Source organism: Dielma fastidiosa (assembly GCF_000313565.1).
Lineage (GTDB): Bacteria > Bacillota_I > Bacilli_A > Erysipelotrichales > Erysipelotrichaceae > Dielma > Dielma fastidiosa.
This window is the reverse complement of record NZ_HE578931.1, coordinates 91665-115497: the sequence shown is the minus strand read 5'-3', so window position 1 is coordinate 115497 and position 23833 is coordinate 91665. Positions and strand designations below refer to the sequence as shown.

Sequence of the window (23833 nt, the reverse complement as noted above, 5' to 3'; positions counted from 1 at the left end):
GGTAATCTTAATCTTGATAACATAAGCAAAGAAAATCAGTTCAGCTTCGATGAGGTAGTTGCTATGCTGCCCACCGCAATCAATGCTTATCTTGAGGGCGAAATATCCCCAAGCATGATCGGCATCGTTGGCTGGAGCTGTGATTCATTCATTCAGGATGCAGAGGACAACTGGCCATTAATCGGTGATTATACCTTTGTGGCGGAACTGGCAAGCGGATATACACTCGCTTCAGAAGCGGCAGCAATTAAAGTCAAGGTACTGCTTAGTGGTACGAATACTTATACGGTTAACAATTACATCGAACAGGACGGAATAAAAATCATTTTTGACAACGGCGGCGAGGTGACATATACAAAGGACAGCGGCTTCACTCTGACTAAGGATGGCAGCTACATCATTTCTGGTACATGGAGCGGTAGTCTGAGTGCGAATGAAAAAAAAGCCGTCATTACCGTACCGTCTGGCGTGAATGCTAGCATAACGTTTGACAGTGTAACCATTGACGTGAGCAGCACGAAAGGATTCTGTGCCTTTTACATTGAACCTGGTGGTACGGCCAACATAATGCTGGCAGACAACTCAAATAACACCCTAATAAGCGGCTCTTATCGTGCTGGTCTAGAAGTGATCTGCATCGGCGAAAGTAAAGGTACACTGACCATAGGAGGCTCTGGAAGGCTAGAGGTTAAAGGTGACCAAGCCGGTATCGGTGGCGGTAGTGGAGTTGGCGATGAAGGCTATGGAGGTAAAATAACCATCAATAAAGGCTCTGTCATAGCTACAGGTAGAGACGGCGCGGGTATTGGAGGTGGAGGCTACAATGGCGACGGTGGAGAGATTACCATTAATGGCGGAGAAATTACAGCAATAAGTGATAATGGTGCAGGCATTGGTGGTGGATATAGTAGTCAGGGTGGTGATGGGGGAAAGATTATCATCAACGGCGGCGTAGTCATAGCAAAAAGCAACAATGGCGGCGCTGGTATTGGCGGCAGCTTTAGTGGCATTTACTTTGACCCCGGTGATGGCGGAGAGATCACCATCACTGGTGGCTCAGTCACCGCAACGGGAATTGCCATAGGTATCGGTAGTGGCAACAGTGGCAATGGAGGTGAAGTTAAAATTTCTGGACCGCATACTACTGTTACAGCGTATAGCAGCGCTCGTGGTGGTACCGATATAGGAGGTGGCAGAAGTAGCGGCAGTTTGTCAGTCACGGGCGGAGCCACGCTGGTAATGAAAAATAACGGCACCAATGTCTCTAACCCAATCTACCAAAATTGTATCATTATTGACAAAAACGGAAACCGTACAGAATATGACAGCAAAGGTAGTATAATTTTACCAACTTCTTCAAGTAGTTCATATACACCTTCGATACCTAAGGACAGCTATAAAATTTCTGGAAACAGCATCAATCAGTCAATCACTCGTACTAACCTTAGAAGGCTTGCGAATGCTGGTAAGAGCTTGACGCTTGAATCCGACATGGTTGTTATGAGCTTTGATCCGGCTGCGCTGAAAGCCATTCTGGCAAATACAACAGGCAGCAAGGTGACATTTACAGCCATGCCTGCAGATTTAAGTAAATCCCCTGAGACAAAGACAATCATCGATTCACATCCTGCTTATGATTTTTCTATCACATATAAAAACAATAAGGGCGTTAATGTACCGGTAAATGCTGAGTTCCCGGCTGGCTCGGCCGCGATTCAGCTTAACTATACGCCTTTAGAAAATGAATCACTTGGCAGCCTATTTATTGTTTATATAGACGATAAGAGTATCGAATGGCTGAATCATTCCAGTTATCATAATGGTTTCATGGTCGCAGGTGTCGATCACTTCTCAACCTATGGCATAGCTTATAAAATATCAACACCAACCTATACAGATATCACTGATCATTGGGCAAAGAATGATATTGAATTCGTAGCTGCAAGAGATTTGTTTATAGTAAGCAAAACCAATGAATTTTCCCCAAACGCCAATCTGACATATGCCGAATTAATAACCGCATTGGGTAAACTTGCCGGTATTCAGCTTGAAGCATCTATGACAGATATCAAAGCTGATGCTGCTTATGCGCCTTACATTGATTGGGCTATACAAGAAAACATCATTCCAAACAGATACGAATTATTTAATCTCAACGCGCCAATCACACGTGAACAAATGGCTGATGTGATGATGAATTACGCAAAACAGATAGGCTATACAATTCCTGATACACTTGTTTCAATGCCATTCATAGACAAGAATCTAATCAGCAAAGAATCGGAAAAAGATGTAACGGCATTGTATCAAGCAGGTATTATCAAGGGCAAAGACGGCAATCGATTCGATCCATTAGCTTATGTTAATCGTGCAGAGGGTTCAGCAATGCTGCATCGCTTTGTGGAAATAATGATAGATCCTGATACAGCAAACGGCTGGGTAAGAAATGATTCAGGTCATTGGCTTTATTACCAAGCAGGCAATATTCTTACAGGATGGCAGTCTATTGATAATCTGACCTATTATTTTAACGATTATGGTGAGATGCATGAAGGCTGGAAACTAGATTCAGAAAATGAAAAATGGTATTACTGGACAAATGACGGGGCTGTAATTGGTTGGAAGTTTATTTATGGTAAGTGGTATTTCTTCTATGAGGATGGCAGTATGGCAGCTAATACAATCATTGAAGGTTATCAGCTAGGCAGTGAAGGCTCATTATAACTAATAGTAAAAAGCAAGGTAATCGTGCATATCACACAATACCTTGCTTTCTTTAGATTTATTTTATTTAAGAATCCGCATTGAGTTAAGAATCGCAAGCACTGCCACTCCAACATCCGCAAAGACACCCATCCACATATCAGCATAACCAAATGCACCTAGAATTAAGATTATAAACTTAACTGCCAATACGAAGGCAATATTCTGATTCATAATCTTCTGTGTTTTCTTTGCTACTCGGATAGCATCACCAATCGCATCAATATTATCTTTCATTAATACGATATCAGCTGCTTCAATCGCGGCTTCACTGCCAATGCCGCCCATTGCGATACCTAAATCACAGCGAGCCAGTACCGGTGCATCATTGATGCCGTCACCGACAAAAGCAACCTTGCCATTTTTGCCGTTTGATAATATTTTTTCGATTTCATTAACTTTGTCTGTTGGCAGCAGCTGCGCATGAACCTCGTCGATGCCTACCTGTTCAGCAACATGAGAAGCTGTTTTCTCACGGTCACCCGTCAGCATGACCGTCTTTTTAATTCCTAAATGTTTAAGTTCAGCTAATGCATTCTTGGTAGATGGCTTGATTGTATCAGCAATTACCAAATAACCAAGATATTGATTATCCTTTGCTACATAAACTAAAGTACCGTCAGCATCCACCGTTGGAGCCTGAATATTAAACTTATTCATCAGCTTTATATTACCGGCATAGATACGCTCGCCATTCACAACTACACTGACACCATGTCCGGCAATTTCCTCTACATCACTGATTTCAGCTTTATCAATCGCTTTTCCATAACGTTTCACGATTGACTGCGCGATAGGATGCGTAGAATAGCTTTCCGCATAAGCGGCATAGCGCAGCAGAGCATCTTCATCATTGCCATTAATTTCAGTCACTGAGAATGTACCGGTTGTTAATGTACCGGTCTTATCAAATACGATTGTATCTAAATCTTTTAATACTTCCAGATAATTGCCGCCTTTAATCAGCACACCTTTTTTGCTGGCAGCACCGATACCCGCGAAATAACCAAGAGGTACAGATAATACAAGAGCACATGGGCATGAGATGACTAAGAAAGTACATGCACGGCTGATCCATTCAGTCCATTCATAGCCAGTATTAAAGAATTGAGGAATAATCGCGATAGCCAATGCCAAGCCGCAGACAATCGGTGTATAAATCCGCGCAAAGCTTGTGATTTTTTGTTCAGTAACAGCTTTTTTACTTGAGGCATTTTCCACAAGCTCAAGGATTCTTGATACCGTTGATTCACCATAAGGCTTACTTACTTTAATCTGAAGAACACTGTTTAGATTTACACAGCCAGCCATAACTTCATTACCTTCTTCAACCTCAGCCGGCATACTTTCACCAGTCAGCGCTGATGTATCCACTGAACCGCTGCCATTCACAATAATGCCGTCAAGCGGGATTCTTTCACCTGGTTTCACAAGAATCAAATCATTAACTTTTACTGTATCAGGATGCACATCTATTTCTTTGCCATCTTTAATGCAGTGGGCAATCTCACTTTTAATATTCATCAGATTAGCAATTGATTCCCTTGATTTGCCTACTGAGAAGCTTTGGAACATTTCACCAACCTCATAGAAAATCAAAACTGCAATAGCTTCTTTATAGTCCCCGATTGCTAATGCACCGATAGTCGCAATACCCATCAGGAAATTTTCATCAAAAATCTCTCCGCGCCGAATATTTTTAATTGCTTTCTTTAAAACTTTCCAGCCGGTAATCAGATACGCTGTCAAATAGAATACAAGTGACAGTACATTATTCTCTCTGAAAACAATACCTAGAATCAGCAGGATGGCACCGATTACAATTGGAACCAGCTGCTGCTTTACACCATCACTGGCTTTCTTAACTGACTTTGTTTCAGTTTCTTCAATGACCACTTCATCTTCCATCGATAATATGGTTTTCTTCATGAGTTCCTTAACTTGCTTTTCATCATAGCCTTCCTGAATATCAAACAGCAAGGCGCCGGTTGTGAAATTCAATGAAGCTTGTTTAATACCATCAAGAGTATTAAGTTTATCCTCAATCTTTAATGCACAATTAGCACAGTCAAGACCGCTGATATTCCATTTGTGCTTACCGCTTTGAACACGTTCTGACACTGCTTCATGATCATGGCCGCAGCTGCATTCATGATCGTGATGATGGTGACTATCCTTTTTGATAACTTCAACCTCATCCTCAAGCTCAGTAATCGTATCGATAACATGTTTTTCTGCCGCTTCAGAAAATTCCTTGTATTTAACCACACATTTTAATGTAGCAAAATCTACCGCCGCCGTTTCAACTTCAGACAGCTTGTTCAATTGGCTTTCAATCTTCATTGCACAGTTCGCGCAATCAAGACCTTTTAATAAATAATGTGCTTCATGCTGCTTTTCATGATGATGCTCATGACCGCAATTACAGCCATCCTCATGATGATGATGTTCCTCATGGTCATGGTGATCATGATGGTGTTCCTTATGATCATGACCGCAGCTGCATTCACCTTCATGATGATGCTCCTCATGCTTATGCGAAGCATTCTTTTTTATTACCGTTACCTCATCTTCGGTATCAATAATGCATTGAATAACCTTTTGCTCAATCTCCTCTGAATAAGTCTTATAATTAATAACACACTTCAGGGTAGCAAAATCTACAACCGCTGTTTCAATTTCTGGTAATTTATTAAGCTGCTTCTCAATCTTCATCGCACAGTTTGCACAATCAAGACCTTGAAGTAAATATTTAACCTCATTCATTTCACTAAACCTCCTATTCTTCAATTACGTGCTTATAACCAGCATCGAATATATTCTTAATATGATCATCATCCAACGAATAATAGATGACCTTACCATCTCTGCGGAATTTTACTAAACGCGCCTGTTTCAGCGTTCTAAGCTGATGGGAAATCGCTGATTGAGAAACATTCAGCAGCACTGATAAATCTCCGACACATAATTCCTTTTCAAATAATGCACAAATAATTTTAATTCTTGTTGAATCTCCGAAAACCTTAAATAATTCAGCTAGATCATATAAAATCTCATCTGCAGGAAGTTCTGCTTTTACCTTATCAATAATATCCTGATGGATCACACCAGATCCTTGTTCTAATTCATCTGTCATAGTTTCACCTCAATATATGAACATCTGTTCATATGACAATATAATAATAGAATAGGTTATAGGTATTGTCAATACCAAAAATGAAAAAATGCTGCTATTACAGCAACATTAATTGAATTTATAATGAATAATTAGCTTTATAACCTCGATAAATAAAACCGCCCATGGCATCATCCATCCACAGGCGGTTATTTAAGCATTTTAATTCAGCAATAACTACTGATTCAGTTTTACATTTCCAACAAATGACTAAGCTCCTGAACTTTTTCATATTCTTTTTCAATTTCACTCAGCATCGCGTTATAATCTGCATCCTCACGTTTAGCCCGCAGTGGTTCTACAATGACACAAACTGCATTATACATCGGTGTCAGCCCCATATTGGCTACAACACCCTTTAATGTATGGGCAGCCTCAAAAGCCTTTTCTAAATCACCGCTTTGTATAGCATCATTTAACTTTTTTAAATTATCATCTTTAAAAAGCATATTTAAAAATTTCCGATACATCGATTCATTATTCATGAAACGAGGCATTGTTGAATTATAATCACCGCCATAATTTTCGAATATTTCCTTAAAATCTTCCATCAGCTTAAGCCTCCTTGCCGAAAATGAAATCATAAAGTGTTTGATATAAGCGTTCAGGCTCAATTGGCTTCGCAAGATGAGCATTCATCCCCGCCGCTTTGCTTTTCTCAATATCATCATCAAATGCATTTGCCGTCATGGCAATGATTGGTATTGAAGATGCGTCCTGATTACTTAAATGACGAATATTCATTGATGCACTTAAACCATCCATCAACGGCATACGAATATCCATCAGAATTGCATCATAATATCCAGCTTCTGATTTACTGAATTTCTCCATCGCCCGCAGCCCATTTTCAGCTGTTTCAACCATAAATCCCTTATCTTCAAGCAGCATAACAGCTACCTCAGTATTAATTACATTATCCTCTACAAGCAGCACCCGCTTGCCTGTGAAATCATAATCCTGAGTGGCTGACGATGTTTCTTTTTCTTCTTTTTCACCTAATACTCTTGAGAAAGCTGAAATTAATGAAGATTTAAACATCGGCTTACTCATTAATAGATTTACGCCTGCCAGCTTCGCTTCATGCTCAATAGCAATCCAATCATAAGCTGTCATAATAATAATCGTTACGTCTGGGCCAACGATTTCACGTATTCTTCTGGCAGTTTCAATACCATCCATTTCCGGCATTTTCCAGTCGATAAGAATCATTTCATAATATTTACTGCTGCCCCAAAGATGCTTTACCCGATCAATTGCTTTCCGGCCGCTGTCTACCCATTCAGCCTTGATGCCAATTTCTTCTAGTGTCATTACTGCACTTTCACAAACCGCCACATCATCATCTACGACTAATGTTTTCAAATGTGAGAAATTGTAATGAATCTTCTTTTGATTATGACGAAGCTTCTCTTCTTCAGTAATTCCTAATTTCACATCTACGGTGAATTCTGAACCAATACCTCTGATTGAACGGGCAGTAATTTTACCATCCATCATATCAACGATATTCTTAGAAATTGCAAGACCAAGACCAGTACCGCCGTAAAGTGCGGTTGTACCGGTGCTTTCCTGAGCAAATGGTTCAAAAATATGCGGCAGGAAGCTTTCATCCATACCCACACCGGTATCATTCACAATGAATCGCAGCACGGCATCATTCTTCGTTTTACGATGCTGAGCAGCTGAGAAGGTAACCTTGCCTCCCTCATTGGTAAACTTAATCGCATTACTTAAAATATTGATTAAAACCTGCTGAAGCTTCATTGCATCACCCATGTAATAATCATCAAGCGTTGGATCAACGATGCATTCATAGTCAACACCCTTAGCTGCTGCCTGTGCATAACAAATTGAATTGATACCATTTAAGAATTCTTCTGTTGGTATCTTTTCATTTTTAAGCAGCATCTTTCCGCTTTCGATACGGCTCATATCTAAAATATCATTAATCAGTGATAATAAGAAGCGGGAAGAAATACCAATTTTAGAGATACAGTCCTGAACCTGCTCATCATCACCAATTGAACGAGCCGCGATGGTGCTCATGCCAATGATTGCATTCATCGGTGTTCTAATTTCATGAGACATGCGTGAAAGGAAGTCCGTCTTAGCAGCATTAGCCTGTTCAGCCGCTACCAATGCAGCTGCTAATTCAGCTTTCTGCTTCTGTTCCTTACGCACCACATCCGTAACATCCGTTCTTGCCATGCAGACACGGCCAAGCTCTTTATTAATATAAAACACTTGGAAACGTTTCACTAAAGGGATATTTTCTTTATTGTTCATTTCAACAACGAAGGTATAGACATCCTGCTTTTCCAGCTGAGTTTTCATATACTCAAAATCAAGCTTTTCAAGATATTCCTGACTTGCTTTCTCATTCATGCAGCGCTTGGCTAAATCATGAATATTTTTTTGAAAATCACCCTCAGGCTGCAGCATATTTTCAGGCTTATTGGTGAATGAAACCATCTGATAAGTCCCCTGAATAATATCAATATCCACAATCACATCATAATCTAAATCTGCAATCCGCTTAAGCAGCTGCTCCTGAAGCTTTTGTTTCGTTGTATCAAACGTATAGAAGAATATAATCAAATCATCAGTTTCCGGATTCAGATAAGTCCTTAAATTGGTACTGACCCAAAAAGTTGATCCATCATTGCGCCGGCGCAGATATTCAAGCCGGTAATTCACTTTGCCATTTTGATAATCCGCGAGAACCTTCTGACGATTTAATGTCTTTCGAATATGATCACCGGCAATCATATCAACAGCAGAAGCCGCCAGACTCTCAATCGTTTGATCATACGTATCCCCAACATGCGCCACGGTAACTTCAGACGCGCCAAGATAATTTTCAATAATATTTTTAGTTACATTCATTCGTCCCTGAAGCGTTCCGCCTACCGAAGACAGCTCAGTAAAATAAGCCAGCTCTTCTTCATAAAGATCTCTTACTCTGGACTGTACTTTCTTTTCATCGGTAATGTCGACAAATACACAATAGAAACATGGTTCATCTCCCTCAATAAAAAGCTGGGCTTTAATTGAAATCCATTTAATTGAACCATCTTTACAAATCAGACGATTTTCATTATGTATCGTATTCCCTTGGGTAAGCTGTTCATTTAATATATTCTTCATCACTTTATAATCATCAGGATAGATAACTGCCGACATTTTATTGCCCATCGCTTTAAATTCTTCACGGGTATAGCCAAGAAAGTCAAAAAGACCGTCATTGGCATCAATTACGGAATAATCATCATCAAAGCGGCAGCGAAAAACAGCTCCCGGTATATTATTATAAAGATTTAAAATCTCTGCCTGTGCTCTTTTCTGTTCACTGATATCGATGCACACGGATACGATTGCATCTTTGCCATTTTCGGCTTTCATTTTACGGCCGGTATCATGAACCCAAATATATGAGCCATCTTTTTTACGCATCCGATACTCTACTATATATTCATCTTTATAAGCTAATTGTTCACTTACTTCCTGATCCACTCGCTGCTGATCATCCGGATGCATACAATTAATAATTAAGCCCTTAATATCCTCTACAAACTCGGCTTCATTCGCATAACCTAAATAGTTCAGCATCCATTGATTAACAAAATAATATGGAAAATCAGGCTCAATATAGCCGCCCATCATCCCGCCGGCAATTGCATCATTAAGCAGCTCCTGCCGTTGTTTCATCACATTCTCAATAACGATGGTATTCGGATAATGTTCATCCTGCTGCTGGGTTACACTTGGTTCTGAGAAATGAAGATTACAGATCAGCCATTCCTCTTTATCTTTACGCATCACAAAAAAGCCATTCAAATGCCACGCATAAACTGAATTTTTAAGAGTAAACTGTGCAGAAAGTGTATAAACCGTATCACTTAACTGCCGATCATAAATAAATTCCAGCTTTACATGAAATGGCTCACTGATTTCCTTAATATCCTCAATGATATAATTCATCATTTCGTCTTTGCCATTTGCGAATTCTTTCTCACTTGTACCGATAAACTGTACATCTTCACATAAATAATTAGCTGCCTGCTTTAGATCGCGCTCCTGAAACCAGGCGATACAAAAATTTACAGCTGTTTGCTTGGCATCGACATTTCTCATTCCATTCATCCTTCTTTCCAAAAACAACAGCTGCCTCTGTTTTCCTTTTTAGCCTGAAGCAGTGCCTGATCAGCTTTTTCCAAAACATCACTAAAAATATCCAGCTCTTCCATAACGGCAGCTCCCGCTGAACATGACCATGTATATTCATTTTTAATACACTTGTTATTACTTGCGGTACAGATTTCATGACCCAGCTTTTCAATACCCTCAGCGGATGTCTGAGTAGCCACGATGACAAATTCATCGCCGCCGATTCTCGCCAGTAAATCCTTTTCGCTTGTGCAGGCACGAAGAATCATACTGAACTGAGTCAATTCCTGATCACCCGCGCGGTGTCCGCATTCGTCATTATGATTATTAAGATCATCAAGATCAAAAATAAATACCGCTGCTGGCAGATCTTTTTTATTTAAGCTGCGGACTGCATTTTCAAGACCGTGACGATTTAACAGACCTGTAAGATGATCCTTATAGGCGGTTTCCTGCAGCTCACGGATTTTGCGCTGTGCCGCCGCGTCACGAACAGACCGCTGTACGCGTTTTAATAAGCTGTCCATATTATGCGGTTTAGCAATATAATCATCAGCCCCGCTGTCCAGCGCCCGGCTTTCCAAATCAGCATTAGCTGCTGAAGACGCAATGACCGGAAGATTCCAATACTGCTTCTCACTCTGTATAAAATTGATAATTTTAAAACCATCATCATGCGGCAAAGTTAACGACACTACAAGGCCTGCCGTATTCGGATGATCTTCAAGATAACCGAAGGTCTCTGTACTATTATTTGTATCAACAATCTGATAAGAACCCCGCAGTGCTTTGCGGATATTCTCGCAATAAGTTTTATCTTCATCAGCAATCAGCAGTACCGGCAGCTCCGTCAATATTTCACAGACATCGTCCAGTTCGCTTTCAGCATCTTTGCGGCTATCCGCAGATAAAAGCTTTTCAAATTCAAGTTTTGGTAAAGGCCGCGCGAAATAATAGCCCTGCACATAGTCACAGCCTATTTCACTCAAGCGGCTCAGCTGATCCTTTGTTTCAACACCCTCAGCAACAACACTGACATGCATCCAACGAGCCAGATCAATAATAAATTGCAGAATCCCCTGACTGTTTGGTTTTGCCGTTTCATTCTGGATAAATTTCATATCCAGCTTTAAAATATCGATCGGCATTTCATTCAGCATATTCAAAGATGAATAACCGCTGCCAAAATCATCCATTTCGATAATAAAACCTAACTCACGCAAATGGGTTACAGTATCAATAATTTGTTTAGGATTTTCCGTATAGGCGCTTTCAGTAATTTCTAAATGCAGCCGTGAAGGCGCTAAACCATACTTATTAATAATTTTAATTAAAATATCTGCCAAATCAGCATTATAAATATCCGCTCTTGATACATTGACGGATACTGAAATCGGAGTAAAACCACGATCATCCCATTCCTTAATCAAAGCGCATGTTTTATCCCATACATATTGATCCAGTTTCGTAATAAAACCATTTTTTTCAAATAAAGGGATAAATTTATCAGGCGGCTGAAAACCAAGCTCAGGATGAATCCAGCGAACTAACGCTTCCGCACCCACTAAATTTTCATCCTTGATACGATACTTTGGCTGTAAATAAACCAAAAACTGTTCCTTAGCCAAAGCATCTTCCATACTGTCAGTAATAGCCTGATCCTTTAATAATTCATTACGAAGCTTATCATCATATACAGCAAAATATTTACCATACTGACCTTTAATGCTGTGAGCAGCCAATAGCGCGCGGTCACACATCTGTTCAACCGAAACACTGATGTCTTCAATATAATAAATACCCCACTTCATCACAATATTGCGTACTTCTAAAAAATTATTTACCTCAGTGCTGATTTCACTGAATAATTCATTGGTATAAATATTGTTATGTTCTAAAAGACACGCAAAACGATCGGAATTAAGCCGTCCGCAGATGCCGATATTATTCACTCTTGTTTTATACATATCAGCGATACCGCGCAATAAGCGGTCACCGGCCGGGATACCAAATACATCATTAATTAATTTAAAATTTTCAACATCCGAACAGATAATATCATATTTACGATCCGGGTTACGCAGCAGAATTTCTTTTACACGCTGATAAAAGAATGCCTTGCTGTAAAGCCCTGTCAGCTGATCATACTGAATCTGATTGATCATTGCAGCTGTTTCTCTAAGATTGATGATACTCGCTACACGATGCAGAATAATCTGTGGTTTATATGGCTTCGCTACAAAATCCGTAGCGCCATGAGATAAAGCGGCAACCTCATCAGATTCGCCGTCATTTTGTGTTGTAACAATAACAGGAATAAAAGAATAAGAAGGATCAGCTTTCATGATAGAAAGAAAAGTATAGCCATCCATGACTGGCATTACAATATCTAAAAGGATCAGTGAAATTCCTTCACCGTATTGTTTAAGCTTCTTTAATGCTTCTTCGCCATTTTCTGCTTCCAATACATCATAATTGGAATCAAGTATCTGACAAAGCAAGCTTCGATTCAGCTCATTATCTTCAACAACCAAGACCTTCCTTCTTGAAAACATGCAATGTCCCCCTTTGTTCCTTGAATTATACAGGATACTAGTACAAACGGATTTGAAGAAAAAAAAGTTAACTTATCCATGTCCATCAACTGTCAATTTTCATGGTTCTGTATTAAATTCAGCGACATTCTTATATGGTCTAATTCTATCATAGAGCTGATAAAAAGGCAATTCCTTTCAAAGCATAAGCCCTTGACTATCAGCTATTTACAAGCTTTTTAAAAGATTGTCATGTATTTTTAAATGATTCCGTAAGAAAAAAGAGATGAAATAAATCACCTCTTATAAGTTAATAAAAATTCTGTAATTTTACTGATAAAATCTGCATTACACTATTTTTATTTCTGCCTTTTTCATAAGCTCCCGCACCACATAACTGCCGGCACTTAAACCAGCCGCTGCCGGTACAAAGGATGTACTTGCCGGCGGCATTTTCTCTTTTCGTGTCTTACCTTCTTCATTGATCACCCGTGTTTGGGTAATCGGCAGTTCTTTTGAAAAGATTACCGGTATTTTACCTTTAATGCGGCGTTTGCGGACGATATTGCGCATGACCTTAGCCAGCGGATCATTTGCGGTTTTCATTAAATCACAGATTTCAATCTTAGTCGGATCGAACCGGTTGGCCATACCCATACTTGAAATAAAAGGTATATTTCTTGCTTTGCATGCTTCAATTAAATCCGCTTTGCTGGTGATTGTATCGATACAGTCAATAACAAAATCAATCGGCTGATCAAAGATTTCATCATTGACTGCCGCTGAGTAGAATAAGGGTTTTTCAATTACCTTACAGTCCCGGTTAAAAGAATGAATCCGTTCTGCCATCACCTGTGTTTTGGCTTTTCCGATCGTTGTATATACAGCATGAATCTGGCGATTCAAATTACTTTCCGCGACGGTATCCGCATCAACCAAAATCAATGTGCCGATGCCTGAACGCGCCAGACTTTCCGCGGCAAATGAGCCGACACCGCCAACACCGGCGATTAATACACAAGCATCATTTAACGTTTTGACACCTGCTTCGCCGATCAGCAGTTCAACCCGCTGCAAAGCCTCATTCATTTAACGGTTTCCTTTCTTCTTTAAATTGGCTAAAAGCCATGCTAACGCATTCAATAATCGTGTGCTATTGTTCATCTTCAGTCCTCCAATATATAACATGTTTCGGCGATTTCTGCCTTGGCATCTAAAATATGCTTCCATTGATAGTTATATCCAAGCGATACATTAACAATACGGATACCTTCAATTTCTTTTGACATCCGCATATGTGAATGCGCGCAGATATTCATCTCTACATCATATTTCTTAAACAATTCTAAAAAGCGGCTGCTGCCTAAATAATTGGCTGCAGTATTAAAATACGGGAGCCTCCATTTTTTAATACATTGCGGAGTTGGCAGCATATGTGTAACAACCATAATTTTCTTATTGGTTTTTTTGGCAGCGGCCAGCAGTTTTTCCAAACGGTCAAGACTTTCCTGAGTGCGTGCCACATCTAGTTTTTCATCAACGATATTGCCGTCGATAAATTTACGGTCAGGCCAGCGGATAAGCGAAACCTTTTTCTTGCTGAGCTTTTGATAATCTAAGTTTGGATAGCTTGGATCAAAGGAAAAATCATACCAGCCGCATTCACCAAGAATGATCCAATTCTTTGTTTCAATCGGATGCGCTGCAAGACTTGTCTCATCCTGCATCAGCCGTTCAAAATAATGCTGTGATTCTTCCATGGTCTGAATACGCTCACCGGCCAGATTCTTTTTCAGTTCACAATAGAGTTCATGATTGCCGGGAATCTGCATTACCTTCGCGCGGCATGATTTCTGCAGCTGACGATAAAAATACAAAGTCTTCACTGCCCCGGTAGATGTATCACCGGCAAAGATCAGGATATCAATCTTATTATCCTCGCAAAATTCCGAAAAGCACTTAACAAAATCATGATGATGATTATAATCTTCATGTACATCCGCAATAAATGCAATCCGCATGCAATCACTTCCTTTGCAATATAATATACCACAAATCAACAAAATGGTCGAATTATGACACTTTTGATAGGATGATCAAAAAGAAAAAAGGGCTGTCATCCCTATGTTTATGATGCTAACCCTTATTCGCAAGCCATTCTTTAACTCTGGCAAACAGCTTCTCATGCCAATCTTCATCGCCAATGTCAAACCATTCCACATGCATCTGATTGTTGAACCATGTATACTGCCGCTTGGCAAATTGTCTGGAGTTCTTTTTGATTAATTCCGCCGTTTCTTCCACTGTCTGATTTCCCAGGAAATACTGCTTCCATTCTTTATAGCCAATCCCCTGCATACTTTGTAAATCCCAAACTGATTCATCACGAGGCTCAATCAGCTTACGAATTTCCTCTTCAAGTCCATCAGCAATCATTTTATCTACACGCAGATTAATCCGGCGATATAATTCATCACGGTCACAGGTTAAACCAAGTACCAGCGCATCATAGATTGGTTTATGCTGCTGCTGTTGCTCGGCATCGCTTTTTCGCTGACCAAGATGGGCACGCATTAATGCTCGTTCCACCCGTTTGCGATTGTTTTTATGAATCGTGTCGCATGCTTTTGGATCTACAATCAAAAGCATATGATAAACCTCATCATTACTGCGTTCTTTTAAGAATGCACTGAATTCTTCATCAATTTCTTCTTCATGAAATTCATAGTCATAATAGAGTGATTTCAAATATAAGCCCGTACCGCCGACAATGATTGGCAGCTTGCTGCGCTGAGTCATTGAATGAATTGCCTTACGTGCTTCACTTTGAAAAATCATCACGTTATATTCTTCATCAAAATCGTAACAATCAACCAATTCATGAACGATGCCGTCAGCTTCTTCTTCACTGACCTTAGCGGTACCGATACTCATGCCGCGATAAACCTGCATCGAGTCACCGCTGATAATTTCACCATCAAAATGTTTTGCTAATTCAATGCTGCACTTTGTTTTGCCGACACCAGTCGGACCAGCTAATATTAATATTTTTTCCATCATTTATCCTACCCGGTAAAAGTCCTTTTCCAACTGAGCGTCGGTGATGCAGATCATTGTAGGACGGCCATGCGGACAGTGGAACGGCTGCTCACATTTTTTTAAATCCTCAATGACCTGACGCATTTCATCCATGGTTAAAGCCCGGTTGAATCGAATACTTGAATGACATGCCAAGGAAGCTAACGCGGATTTACGCAGCTTCGCTTCTGATATTTCATTATTTTTTAAAAACAAATCAACTAGGTCATGAACAAAATAATTCAAATTTGTATTCTTAAGCCATAGCGGTATTTCACGGAGAATCACACTGTCTTCACCAAATAATTCCAACTCAATATGCATCGGTGAAAGCATCGCGTTAATATCCTCAAGCTGGACAATAGCCGCTGGTGTTAATTTAATCGTTTCAGGTATTAAAAGCTGCTGCATCATGACATCCTTTGCGAAAATATTCTTTTTTAACTGTTCATAATGATATTTCTCCTGCGCCGCATGCTGATCAATAACATACAAGCCCTTTTCTCCCGATGCCAGAATATAACAATTATGGAATTGTCCGATAACCGTTAATTCAGGAAATGATTCATTAACCTTATCAACCTGTTTAACAAGATCCTCCTGACTTGGAATACAAGCGTCTTTTTCTGGTTCAGGCAAAGGTTTTGAAGCTGGTTCGATTTGTACAGGCTCTGCCTTTTTCGCAAACTGCTGAAGCGGCACAAAAATGGAGGCTGATTCTTTTAACATTGGCTGAACCGGCTTTGGCGCTGAATCCTTTGGTACCATCGGCTTACTCTGTGCTTCATTTTTAGTGAAATCAGCGGTATAGATTGGATATGCCTCAGCCTCATTCATTTCAAAGCTATTCGCTAGCTCTTTATTTAATTGTACGGATTGTTCCTTTTTCTCATCAAAATCAAATTTAGGCATTTCCGCAATGACTTTCTCTTTTACGGTTTTAACCTCACTGACCTGAAGCGCCTTTTTTAACCCTTCACTTAACGATAAATAAATCAGATTTTCACACTGTTTTTCTTTTGATAAACGAATTTCCCATTTTGAAGGATGCACATTGACGTCAACAAGCTGTGCGTCCATTTCAATATTCAGCACAACAATCGGGAAACGATCACTGGGCAGATAAGGCGCATACGCATCTTGAATCGCTTTTTGCAGGCGCATTGAACGCACCATTCGTTTATTGATATAAATCAGCATGTAATACTTCGTTGCCCGGTTGAAATTAGGCTGTGCCGCATAACCGCTGATAGTATAGTCGGCATCGCTGTTTTCAATGCGGATGGCACTTTTAGCGAGATCACGGCCATAAATCTGCATTAATACTTCCTGCAGATTGCCGCTGCCATTGGTTCTGAATGTCTCAACATCATTATGTACCAATCGAAAAGCAATATCCGGATTCGCAAAGGCAAATTTCTGAATGACATCAGAAATAAGTGAAAATTCATATTGCGGTGACTTCAAATGCTTAAATCTAGCCGGTGTTCTTTGAAAGAGATCACGAATATCAATCTGTGTACCCTTTGGTGCCGCAAAACGTTCATGCATCAGCTGTTTGCCATAGTGTACCTGAACCTTTGTCGATGAAGTTCCGTCACTTGTTAAAAGGTCAACCGCTGCCACAGATGCGATCGAGGGCAGTGCCTCTCCGCGAAAGCCTAAGGTATGGATATTCCACAGATCCTCATCTTTTTGAATCTTACTTGTCGCGTGACGTTCAAAGGCCATGCGGGCATCTTCAAAATCCATACCGATGCCATCATCAATAATTGTAATGCAGTCTAAACCGCCGTTGATGATTCTGACTTCAATCGATGAAGCCTTCGCGTCAATCGAATTTTCAACACATTCCTTAACAATACCCATCGGTCTTTCTACTACCTCACCGGCGGCAATCATATTCGTTAAATGCTCATTCATCGTATGAATTCTTGCCACGTGAAACACCTCCTCAGCGTTTTAATTTTGCTTTTATTTCATATAAATATGCCAATGCGTCACGCGCTGACATAGCATCTAAATCAACTGCTGCCAGCTGATCGCAGACATCACGCTCGATAATATATTCCTCTTTAGGAAATTGGAATTCGCTGGCCGCTTCAAGATCAAGCGACTGCTGAGATTCCAAACCTGCCAATATCTGTTTTGCTCTTTCAAGCACTGATTCCGGAAGCTTCGCCAAACGAGCTACATTAATACCATAACTCTTATCAGCTCTGCCTTCATTCACTTTATACAAGAAGGTTACATGATCATTTTCTTCGTGTACTTCGACATGCAGATTCCGGATAGAAGGATATTTTTCTTCTAATGCGGTCAATTCATGATAGTGCGTAGAGAATAATGTTTTAGCGCCGATTTTCTGATCAATGTACTCCAGAATAGCATGGGCTAATGACATACCGTCATAAGTGGAAGTTCCGCGCCCAATTTCATCAAATAAAATCAGTGAATCTTTTGTTGCATATTTCAGCGCATTATTTGCCTCTGTCATCTCAACCATGAAGGTAGACTGGCCGCTCATGATATCATCACTGGCGCCGATGCGTGTAAAGATTTTATCAAAAATAGGCAGATGCGCTTTTTTAGCTGGTACAAAACAGCCAACCTGGGCCATGATGACAATGCATGCAAGCTGACGCATATAGGTTGATTTACCGCCCATATTAGGACCGGTAATCAGTACAATATCATTTGTTTCACTCATTTTTAAATCATTGGCGATATAACGGTTATTTTTTAATACTTTCTCAAGAATTGGATGTCTTGCATCAACCAGGTCAATTTCATGAGTCTTATGGAACACAGGCCGAACATAACCGTTTTCATTTGATACAATAGCTAATGAATACAAAGCATCAATCATCGCCACTGCCGATGCCAGTTCATGAAGCTTTGGCAGATATGTTTTAATTTGTGAAATCAGCTGATTAAACAATTCGATTTCCATCCGGATACTTTTTTCCTGAGCATGCAGGATCGCATCTTCTTTTTCTTTTAATTCACTAGTTACATAACGTTCCGCATTCGTCAGTGTTTGTTTACGGATATAACCATATTCATCTTTTACTAAAGGAACATTCCCCTTGCTGACTTCAATATAATAACCAAACACACGATTATAACCAATCTTGAGATTCTTGATCTGTGTCCGTTCACGTTCCTTAGCTTCAAGCTCTAAAATCCAATCCTGTCCGGATTTACTGATACGCTTCAGTTCATCTAATTCAGCATTGTATCCTTCCACAAAGATATTACCGTCTTTGATACTGATCGGTGGATTTTCAACAAACGCACCGTCAAGCATCGTCTTTAATTCAGTACATGGATCAAGATTTTGGAGGTAGCTGTAAGGCGCGCAGTCAGCAAATGATCTTAAAACAGCCGGAATAGCCGTCAATGAATCAAAGAGTCTGACACAGTCTTTGGGATTAGCACTGCCGTAAGCAATACGGGCGCATAAGCGTTCAAGATCATATACATTAGATAATTCTTCCCGAAGCTCGTCCTTCAGAATGAAATTGCTGTTCAAATAATCGATAGCATCCTCACGCTGTTCAATCTTCGCCTGATCAACAAGCGGATACTCAATCCAGCGGCGCAGCATTCTTGATCCCATAGCCGTTTGACAGTGATCCATAAAACTCCAAAGCGTTTCTGATTTACTTGAGGTTCTTAATGTCTGCGTTAATTCCAGATTCTGACGGGTAGAAAAATCCATCTGCAAGCTGTCTTCCTCATCAAGCAGTACAACTGGTGTCAGATGCTCCATCTTTTGTTTCTGTGTTTCATCCAAATAATTCGTAAGCAAACCAACCGCATGCTGAACGTGCGGGTTATCAATCGCTTCCATCAGTGACCGATATTCATCCTTAAGCTGAATATCATTAAACATAGATATTGTCACAGTTTCAAAATCCTCAATCAGCTTGATATATTTCTTATCAAAATTATTAGGCAGAATTACTTCACGAACATTACAGCTTAAACAGATCTTCTGAATACCCGCTGCATTGCGATCAAATAATTGCGCATGCATATCACCGGTAGTCATCTCACAATAAACAGCAGCGATGCCATATTGATAATCAATCAATGAAGCCAGATAAACACTTTCCTTCTCATTGCCATTTTCATCCATCACCGTACCTGGTGTAATAATTCTGATACAGCCGCGCTGTACGATACCTTTAGCCGTTGCGGGATCTTCCAGCTGTTCCACAACCGCAACCTTATATCCCTTCTGAGTCAGACGCAGGATATAACCATTCGCGGCATGATAAGGAATACCGCACATTGGCACACGTTCCTCAGCACCGGCATTTCTGCCTGTTAATACTAAATCCAACTCTCTTGATGCTGTTTTCGCATCATCGAAAAACATCTCATAGAAATCACCGAGCCGATAGAAAACAATGCAGTCCTGATACTTCTTTTTTTCTTCAAGATAATGCATCATCATCGGTGTATATTTTACTTCTTCTGACATTCTTACACCCTCATTTCACTTTCTCTATTATAACAAAATTACCTATTCAATGAAAGAAAAAAGGCCTTGGAATCAAGCCTCCTCAGCCTTATTACGTTTCCGTACGCGCAGCTTTTTGCGCTGATTTAATTCAGCCACCGATTTACTTCGGTGCAATATTTCATTACGGATAATCGTTGACATATTTCCCAAACGAATCAGATAACCGCCCTTCGCTTCCAAAATCAAATAAGCCCCATAACTCTGCAGAACAGCATAATCGATCAATTCGCGGTTTTTCAGTTCCACCGTTAATTTATCCGGTGTTGATTGGGCATCAATAATATTATCGATACCGCCCAAAGCATTAATAATCTCATTTGTTGTCTTTTCTTTATCAACAAATTGGAAGAGGCCGAAAGCATATTTACTAAAATAAGCTCTGGTCAGGAAAACAAATAAAATCGCGGCACCTAAACCGATAATCAACATTTTCATTAAGCTTGGCAAAACATAGGCACTGCGGAAATACTGAATAAGATCTAAACCAGCACCCGGATTGGCAAATAAAAGTGCATCGCTGAAATTATAACCAATAATTACATTAAAGATATGCAGGAACGCATATAACAAACCAACGATTACAATATAGAAACCATATAACATCGGTGAGAGCAGCAGGATCAAAAATTCCGCCGGCAGCGGATTCCCGCAGAATACCGATATTAAGATGGCCAGTAAAAAGAACAGCCAATAACGCCCGCGGTCTTTGCGGCTCGTACACAAACTATAATACGCGATATAAAAAGCCGGAATAATAAATAGGTTAATCACATAATATGGTGTAATAAAACCACCGGTAGTCGTCGCCTGAACACCTTGTGCCTTTTGGGCTGTCCAGATAGCGACATCGCCAAAGAAATTTAACCCTACTTCATTCATCCATGTTCCGCCAGAACTTGTAAACCAGAAAATATTTCTTGGGATATCGACCAGTCCTAAAATAGCGCTTATTCTTTCAAACATGCCATACAGCATTAAGTTAATCGGATTCGTAATATCCTTGGCAATTAAGTCAAAGAATAGGTTTAACCCCTGGATTATATAAGGCCATATAAATGCCAGTGCGACACCGCTGACCACACTTAATATCAGAATTGTGATTACTGCCCAAGCATCATGATCAATGAAGGAAAAGATACCATATACTGAATGATGGCGTGAATGCTGATAGCATTTCATCGTAATAAAATAACTGATAACTAATGAAAAAATACCCATATTATATGGATCTACAATCCCTGAACCGCTGATTGGCAAAACATCAAAGTTGATTGAAATACCTAAGACTTCCTTATAGAAATATGATGGAAATGTTGTATCCAAAAAGAAAGTCATGGATATATTAATCAACAGATAGGCAATGACACCTACAATAACCGGCACACTGTCTTCAAATTTCTTTGATAAAACTTTTAAATATACCAGCACAGGAAAAATATTAATCAGGAAAGCACCTATATATCGAAACATTTCACTGGCACGAATGATGTTTTGATTCGTAACTGACCATAAAAATGCTACATTAGGATTGATTATTGCGCTGCCGACCCCTAACAAAACGGTTGCTAAAAAGAGGATTTTTAACGGAAATTGCATAAATTCTAATAAAGAATGCCATTTTGACATACCATCACCTCTTCATATATGATACCATTATTATAGTTTCTTATCAAACAGAAAGGAGTTGTTTTATGAATCTGAAAATTGCCGAAAACCAATCTGATTTCTTTTCATGCATGCTCATTCGATCCCGGGTATTCATGATTGAACAGAATGTTGATATCAGTCTTGAGCTTGATGAAGAAGACAAGACATGTACTCATTATTGTCTCTATGATGATGAAGGAAAAGCTGTTGGAACATGCCGTGTTCTGAAGCATGGTGACGTTGCACATCTTGGCCGAGTTGCTGTTTTAAAGGAAGCTCGAGGCCATGGCTATGGAGCTTATATGCTTAAAGAAGTAGAAAAGCATTGCCGAAAGCTAGGTTATAAAAAAATCGAGCTTGGCGCGCAGCTTCACGCACTGCCATTTTATGAGAAACAAGGTTATCATGCTTATGGAGATATTTTTCTCGATGCGGATATCCAGCACCGAATGATGGTGAAGGAACTATGAAGCAGGAATTATCCAGAGTAAAGGAACCCAAACGTTTTGATTTCATATTAGCTAGTATTATCGTTGTCATGATTCTGACCAGTTTGCTTTCTATTTATTCTTCTTTAAAGCTGGTGCCGGCATCTTATGGCGGATATGGGTTAATCTTGAAACAGCTCATGTGGGCGGTCGTAGGTTTAGTTGCCATTATCGTAATTATGTACTTTGGCAATGATGCGCTTTATGATTTTATTAAAATCGTTTATTGGATTTTGCTTGTCATGCTGGTGGTTCTGTTCTTGGACATGATGTTTTGGAAAATTACCGGACGTCACTTCCCCGGCGGGTTGATTGAAGATATCAACGGTGCTGTATCCTGGTATCAGATACCGGGTATTGGAACCTTTCAGCCATCTGAATTTATGAAAATTGTATTGATTGTGAAAACTGCGCTCATCATAGATGAACATAACAAGGATAAAACAGATGATACATACGAAAGCGATTTAAATTTATTTTATAAAATCATTAAAACATGTCTGGTTCCTGTATTATTAATTCTTTTACAGCCGGATACCGGTATTTGTATCATTATTTTTATCAGCATCGCAATCATGACTTTATGTTCAGGTGTACGCAAGGAATGGTTCACAATAGGATTGATTTTGGTACTGATTGTCTGCGCGCTGTTTTTCTATCTCTATTTATTTCAGCGCCCGTTCCTTGAACAATTCATTGCTTCCTATAAGCTGAAACGATTTGACGGTTGGATCTATCCGGAAAAGAATTACATCGATGAAGGTCATCAGCTGTATACTGCTTTGTTGGCTTTAGGATCAGCGGGTTTGACAGGCATCGGTCTGCAGCCGGACACGATTTTCATCGCTGAAGCGCATACTGACTTAATCTTTGTTGTTTTTGGTCAAAGCTTTGGACTCATCGGCGCATTATTTATTTTGATTTTATGTTTTGCGCTCGATTTTAAATTGTATACGATTACGATACAATCTAAAAATCCAATTGAGAAATACATGATCTGCGGATTCCTTGCCATGATGGTATATCAGCAGATTCAAAATATGGGAATGGTCGTTGGTTTACTGCCAATTACCGGCATAACGCTCCCCTTTATTTCTTACGGTGGTTCTTCACTGCTCTCTTACTTCATCGTTATCGGTTTAGTGATGAATGCCAGTGCTAAAGCAAAGAAATTATCTGATTACGTTTATTCCGATTAAAAAAGATCTGTCATGGAATGATATGATCCCACTAAAGTAGACACACGAAAAAAACAAACGTGTAACTATGGAGGTGGGATTTTTGTATGGGAAGAAGACATAAATTATCAGAAAAAGAAAAAGTAACTATATGTGAACAATATTTAAGCGGAAAGAAAAGTAAGATACAACTTGCAAGTGAAAATGAAATCACTGTAGAAACTGTAAGAAGATGGGTTAATCAATATCAAGAATTGGGTTCCAGT

Annotated in this window: 14 protein-coding genes; 3 read left to right on the top strand and 11 right to left on the bottom strand. The window is 39.7% G+C overall.

The window, feature by feature from the left end; all coding sequences use genetic code 11:
- Positions 1-63 precede the first annotated feature (63 nt).
- Entirely contained in the window at positions 64-2724 is a 2661-nt protein-coding gene (locus DAHG_RS16300) for an S-layer homology domain-containing protein (RefSeq protein WP_205408125.1), read from the top strand.
- 63 nt (positions 2725-2787) lie between these two features.
- Here the strand turns inward: DAHG_RS16300 and DAHG_RS16295 are convergent, their stop codons facing one another.
- The 11 genes from DAHG_RS16295 to DAHG_RS16245 all read right to left on the bottom strand — a co-directional run bounded on the left by DAHG_RS16295 (position 2788) and on the right by DAHG_RS16245 (position 21880).
- Positions 2788-5529, bottom strand: a complete 2742-nt coding sequence (locus tag DAHG_RS16295) for a heavy metal translocating P-type ATPase (protein WP_022939416.1) — start codon at positions 5527-5529, stop codon at positions 2788-2790.
- 13 nt (positions 5530-5542) lie between these two features.
- Positions 5543-5899 carry an ArsR/SmtB family transcription factor gene (locus DAHG_RS16290; RefSeq protein WP_022939415.1) on the bottom strand — a complete coding sequence of 119 codons (357 nt, stop codon included), beginning with the start codon at positions 5897-5899 and terminating at the stop codon, positions 5543-5545.
- Between the two features lie 230 nt (positions 5900-6129).
- Complete coding sequence (locus DAHG_RS16285) at positions 6130-6489, bottom strand: Hpt domain-containing protein (protein ID WP_022939414.1); 360 nt, start codon at positions 6487-6489, stop codon at positions 6130-6132.
- A 4-nt stretch (positions 6490-6493) separates the two neighbouring features.
- Positions 6494-10075 carry a response regulator gene (locus DAHG_RS16280; RefSeq protein ID WP_022939413.1) on the bottom strand — a complete coding sequence of 1194 codons (3582 nt, stop codon included), beginning with the start codon at positions 10073-10075 and terminating at the stop codon, positions 6494-6496.
- A 5-nt stretch (positions 10076-10080) separates the two neighbouring features.
- The gene (locus tag DAHG_RS16275; RefSeq protein ID WP_022939412.1) at positions 10081-12663 is read right to left on the bottom strand and encodes an EAL domain-containing protein; all 2583 of its coding nucleotides are present in this window, start codon (positions 12661-12663) and stop codon (positions 10081-10083) included.
- Between the two features lie 327 nt (positions 12664-12990).
- Positions 12991-13731, bottom strand: a complete 741-nt coding sequence (locus DAHG_RS16270) for a tRNA threonylcarbamoyladenosine dehydratase (protein ID WP_022939411.1) — start codon at positions 13729-13731, stop codon at positions 12991-12993.
- A 77-nt stretch (positions 13732-13808) separates the two neighbouring features.
- Positions 13809-14663 carry a metallophosphoesterase gene (locus DAHG_RS16265; RefSeq protein ID WP_022939410.1) on the bottom strand — a complete coding sequence of 285 codons (855 nt, stop codon included), beginning with the start codon at positions 14661-14663 and terminating at the stop codon, positions 13809-13811.
- Positions 14664-14778: 115 nt separating this feature from the next.
- Positions 14779-15702: a tRNA (adenosine(37)-N6)-dimethylallyltransferase MiaA gene (gene miaA / locus DAHG_RS16260; RefSeq protein WP_022939409.1), complete on the bottom strand. Its 924-nt coding sequence runs from the start codon at positions 15700-15702 to the stop codon at positions 14779-14781.
- Positions 15703-17661 (bottom strand): DNA mismatch repair endonuclease MutL, encoded by a 1959-nt coding sequence (gene mutL / locus DAHG_RS16255; RefSeq protein WP_022939408.1) that lies wholly within the window; start codon positions 17659-17661, stop codon positions 15703-15705. It lies immediately after the preceding gene.
- Positions 17662-17674: 13 nt separating this feature from the next.
- Positions 17675-20212 (bottom strand): DNA mismatch repair protein MutS, encoded by a 2538-nt coding sequence (mutS, locus tag DAHG_RS16250; protein ID WP_022939407.1) that lies wholly within the window; start codon positions 20210-20212, stop codon positions 17675-17677.
- Between the two features lie 72 nt (positions 20213-20284).
- Entirely contained in the window at positions 20285-21880 is a 1596-nt protein-coding gene (locus tag DAHG_RS16245; protein ID WP_022939406.1) for a hypothetical protein, read from the bottom strand.
- Positions 21881-21945: 65 nt separating this feature from the next.
- On the opposite strand from DAHG_RS16245, the gene DAHG_RS16240 reads away from it, so the two are divergent.
- Positions 21946-22371, top strand: coding sequence for a GNAT family N-acetyltransferase (locus tag DAHG_RS16240; RefSeq protein WP_022939405.1), 426 nt, complete (start codon positions 21946-21948; stop codon positions 22369-22371).
- Positions 22368-23588 carry an FtsW/RodA/SpoVE family cell cycle protein gene (locus DAHG_RS16235; protein ID WP_022939404.1) on the top strand — a complete coding sequence of 407 codons (1221 nt, stop codon included), beginning with the start codon at positions 22368-22370 and terminating at the stop codon, positions 23586-23588. The genes DAHG_RS16240 and DAHG_RS16235 overlap by 4 nt, the downstream gene beginning before the upstream one ends.
- Positions 23589-23833: the final 245 nt, after the last annotated feature.

What these genes read in the sequence shown, in the direction of transcription:
- miaA (WP_022939409.1), bottom strand. Translation starts at nt 15,702, where the DNA reads ATGATGGAAAAAATATTAATATTAGCTGGTCCGACTGGTGTCGGCAAA.
- DAHG_RS16235 (WP_022939404.1), top strand. Translation starts at nt 22,368, where the DNA reads ATGAAGCAGGAATTATCCAGAGTAAAGGAACCCAAACGTTTTGATTTC.
- DAHG_RS16245 (WP_022939406.1), bottom strand. Translation starts at nt 21,880, where the DNA reads ATGTCAAAATGGCATTCTTTATTAGAATTTATGCAATTTCCGTTAAAA.
- DAHG_RS16300 (WP_205408125.1), top strand. Translation starts at nt 64, where the DNA reads ATGCTGCCCACCGCAATCAATGCTTATCTTGAGGGCGAAATATCCCCA.
- DAHG_RS16280 (WP_022939413.1), bottom strand. Translation starts at nt 10,075, where the DNA reads ATGAGAAATGTCGATGCCAAGCAAACAGCTGTAAATTTTTGTATCGCC.
- DAHG_RS16285 (WP_022939414.1), bottom strand. Translation starts at nt 6,489, where the DNA reads ATGGAAGATTTTAAGGAAATATTCGAAAATTATGGCGGTGATTATAAT.
- DAHG_RS16270 (WP_022939411.1), bottom strand. Translation starts at nt 13,731, where the DNA reads ATGAATGAGGCTTTGCAGCGGGTTGAACTGCTGATCGGCGAAGCAGGT.
- DAHG_RS16290 (WP_022939415.1), bottom strand. Translation starts at nt 5,899, where the DNA reads ATGACAGATGAATTAGAACAAGGATCTGGTGTGATCCATCAGGATATT.
- DAHG_RS16295 (WP_022939416.1), bottom strand. Translation starts at nt 5,529, where the DNA reads ATGAATGAGGTTAAATATTTACTTCAAGGTCTTGATTGTGCAAACTGT.
- DAHG_RS16240 (WP_022939405.1), top strand. Translation starts at nt 21,946, where the DNA reads ATGAATCTGAAAATTGCCGAAAACCAATCTGATTTCTTTTCATGCATG.
- DAHG_RS16265 (WP_022939410.1), bottom strand. Translation starts at nt 14,663, where the DNA reads ATGCGGATTGCATTTATTGCGGATGTACATGAAGATTATAATCATCAT.
- mutS (WP_022939407.1), bottom strand. Translation starts at nt 20,212, where the DNA reads ATGTCAGAAGAAGTAAAATATACACCGATGATGATGCATTATCTTGAA.
- DAHG_RS16275 (WP_022939412.1), bottom strand. Translation starts at nt 12,663, where the DNA reads ATGTTTTCAAGAAGGAAGGTCTTGGTTGTTGAAGATAATGAGCTGAAT.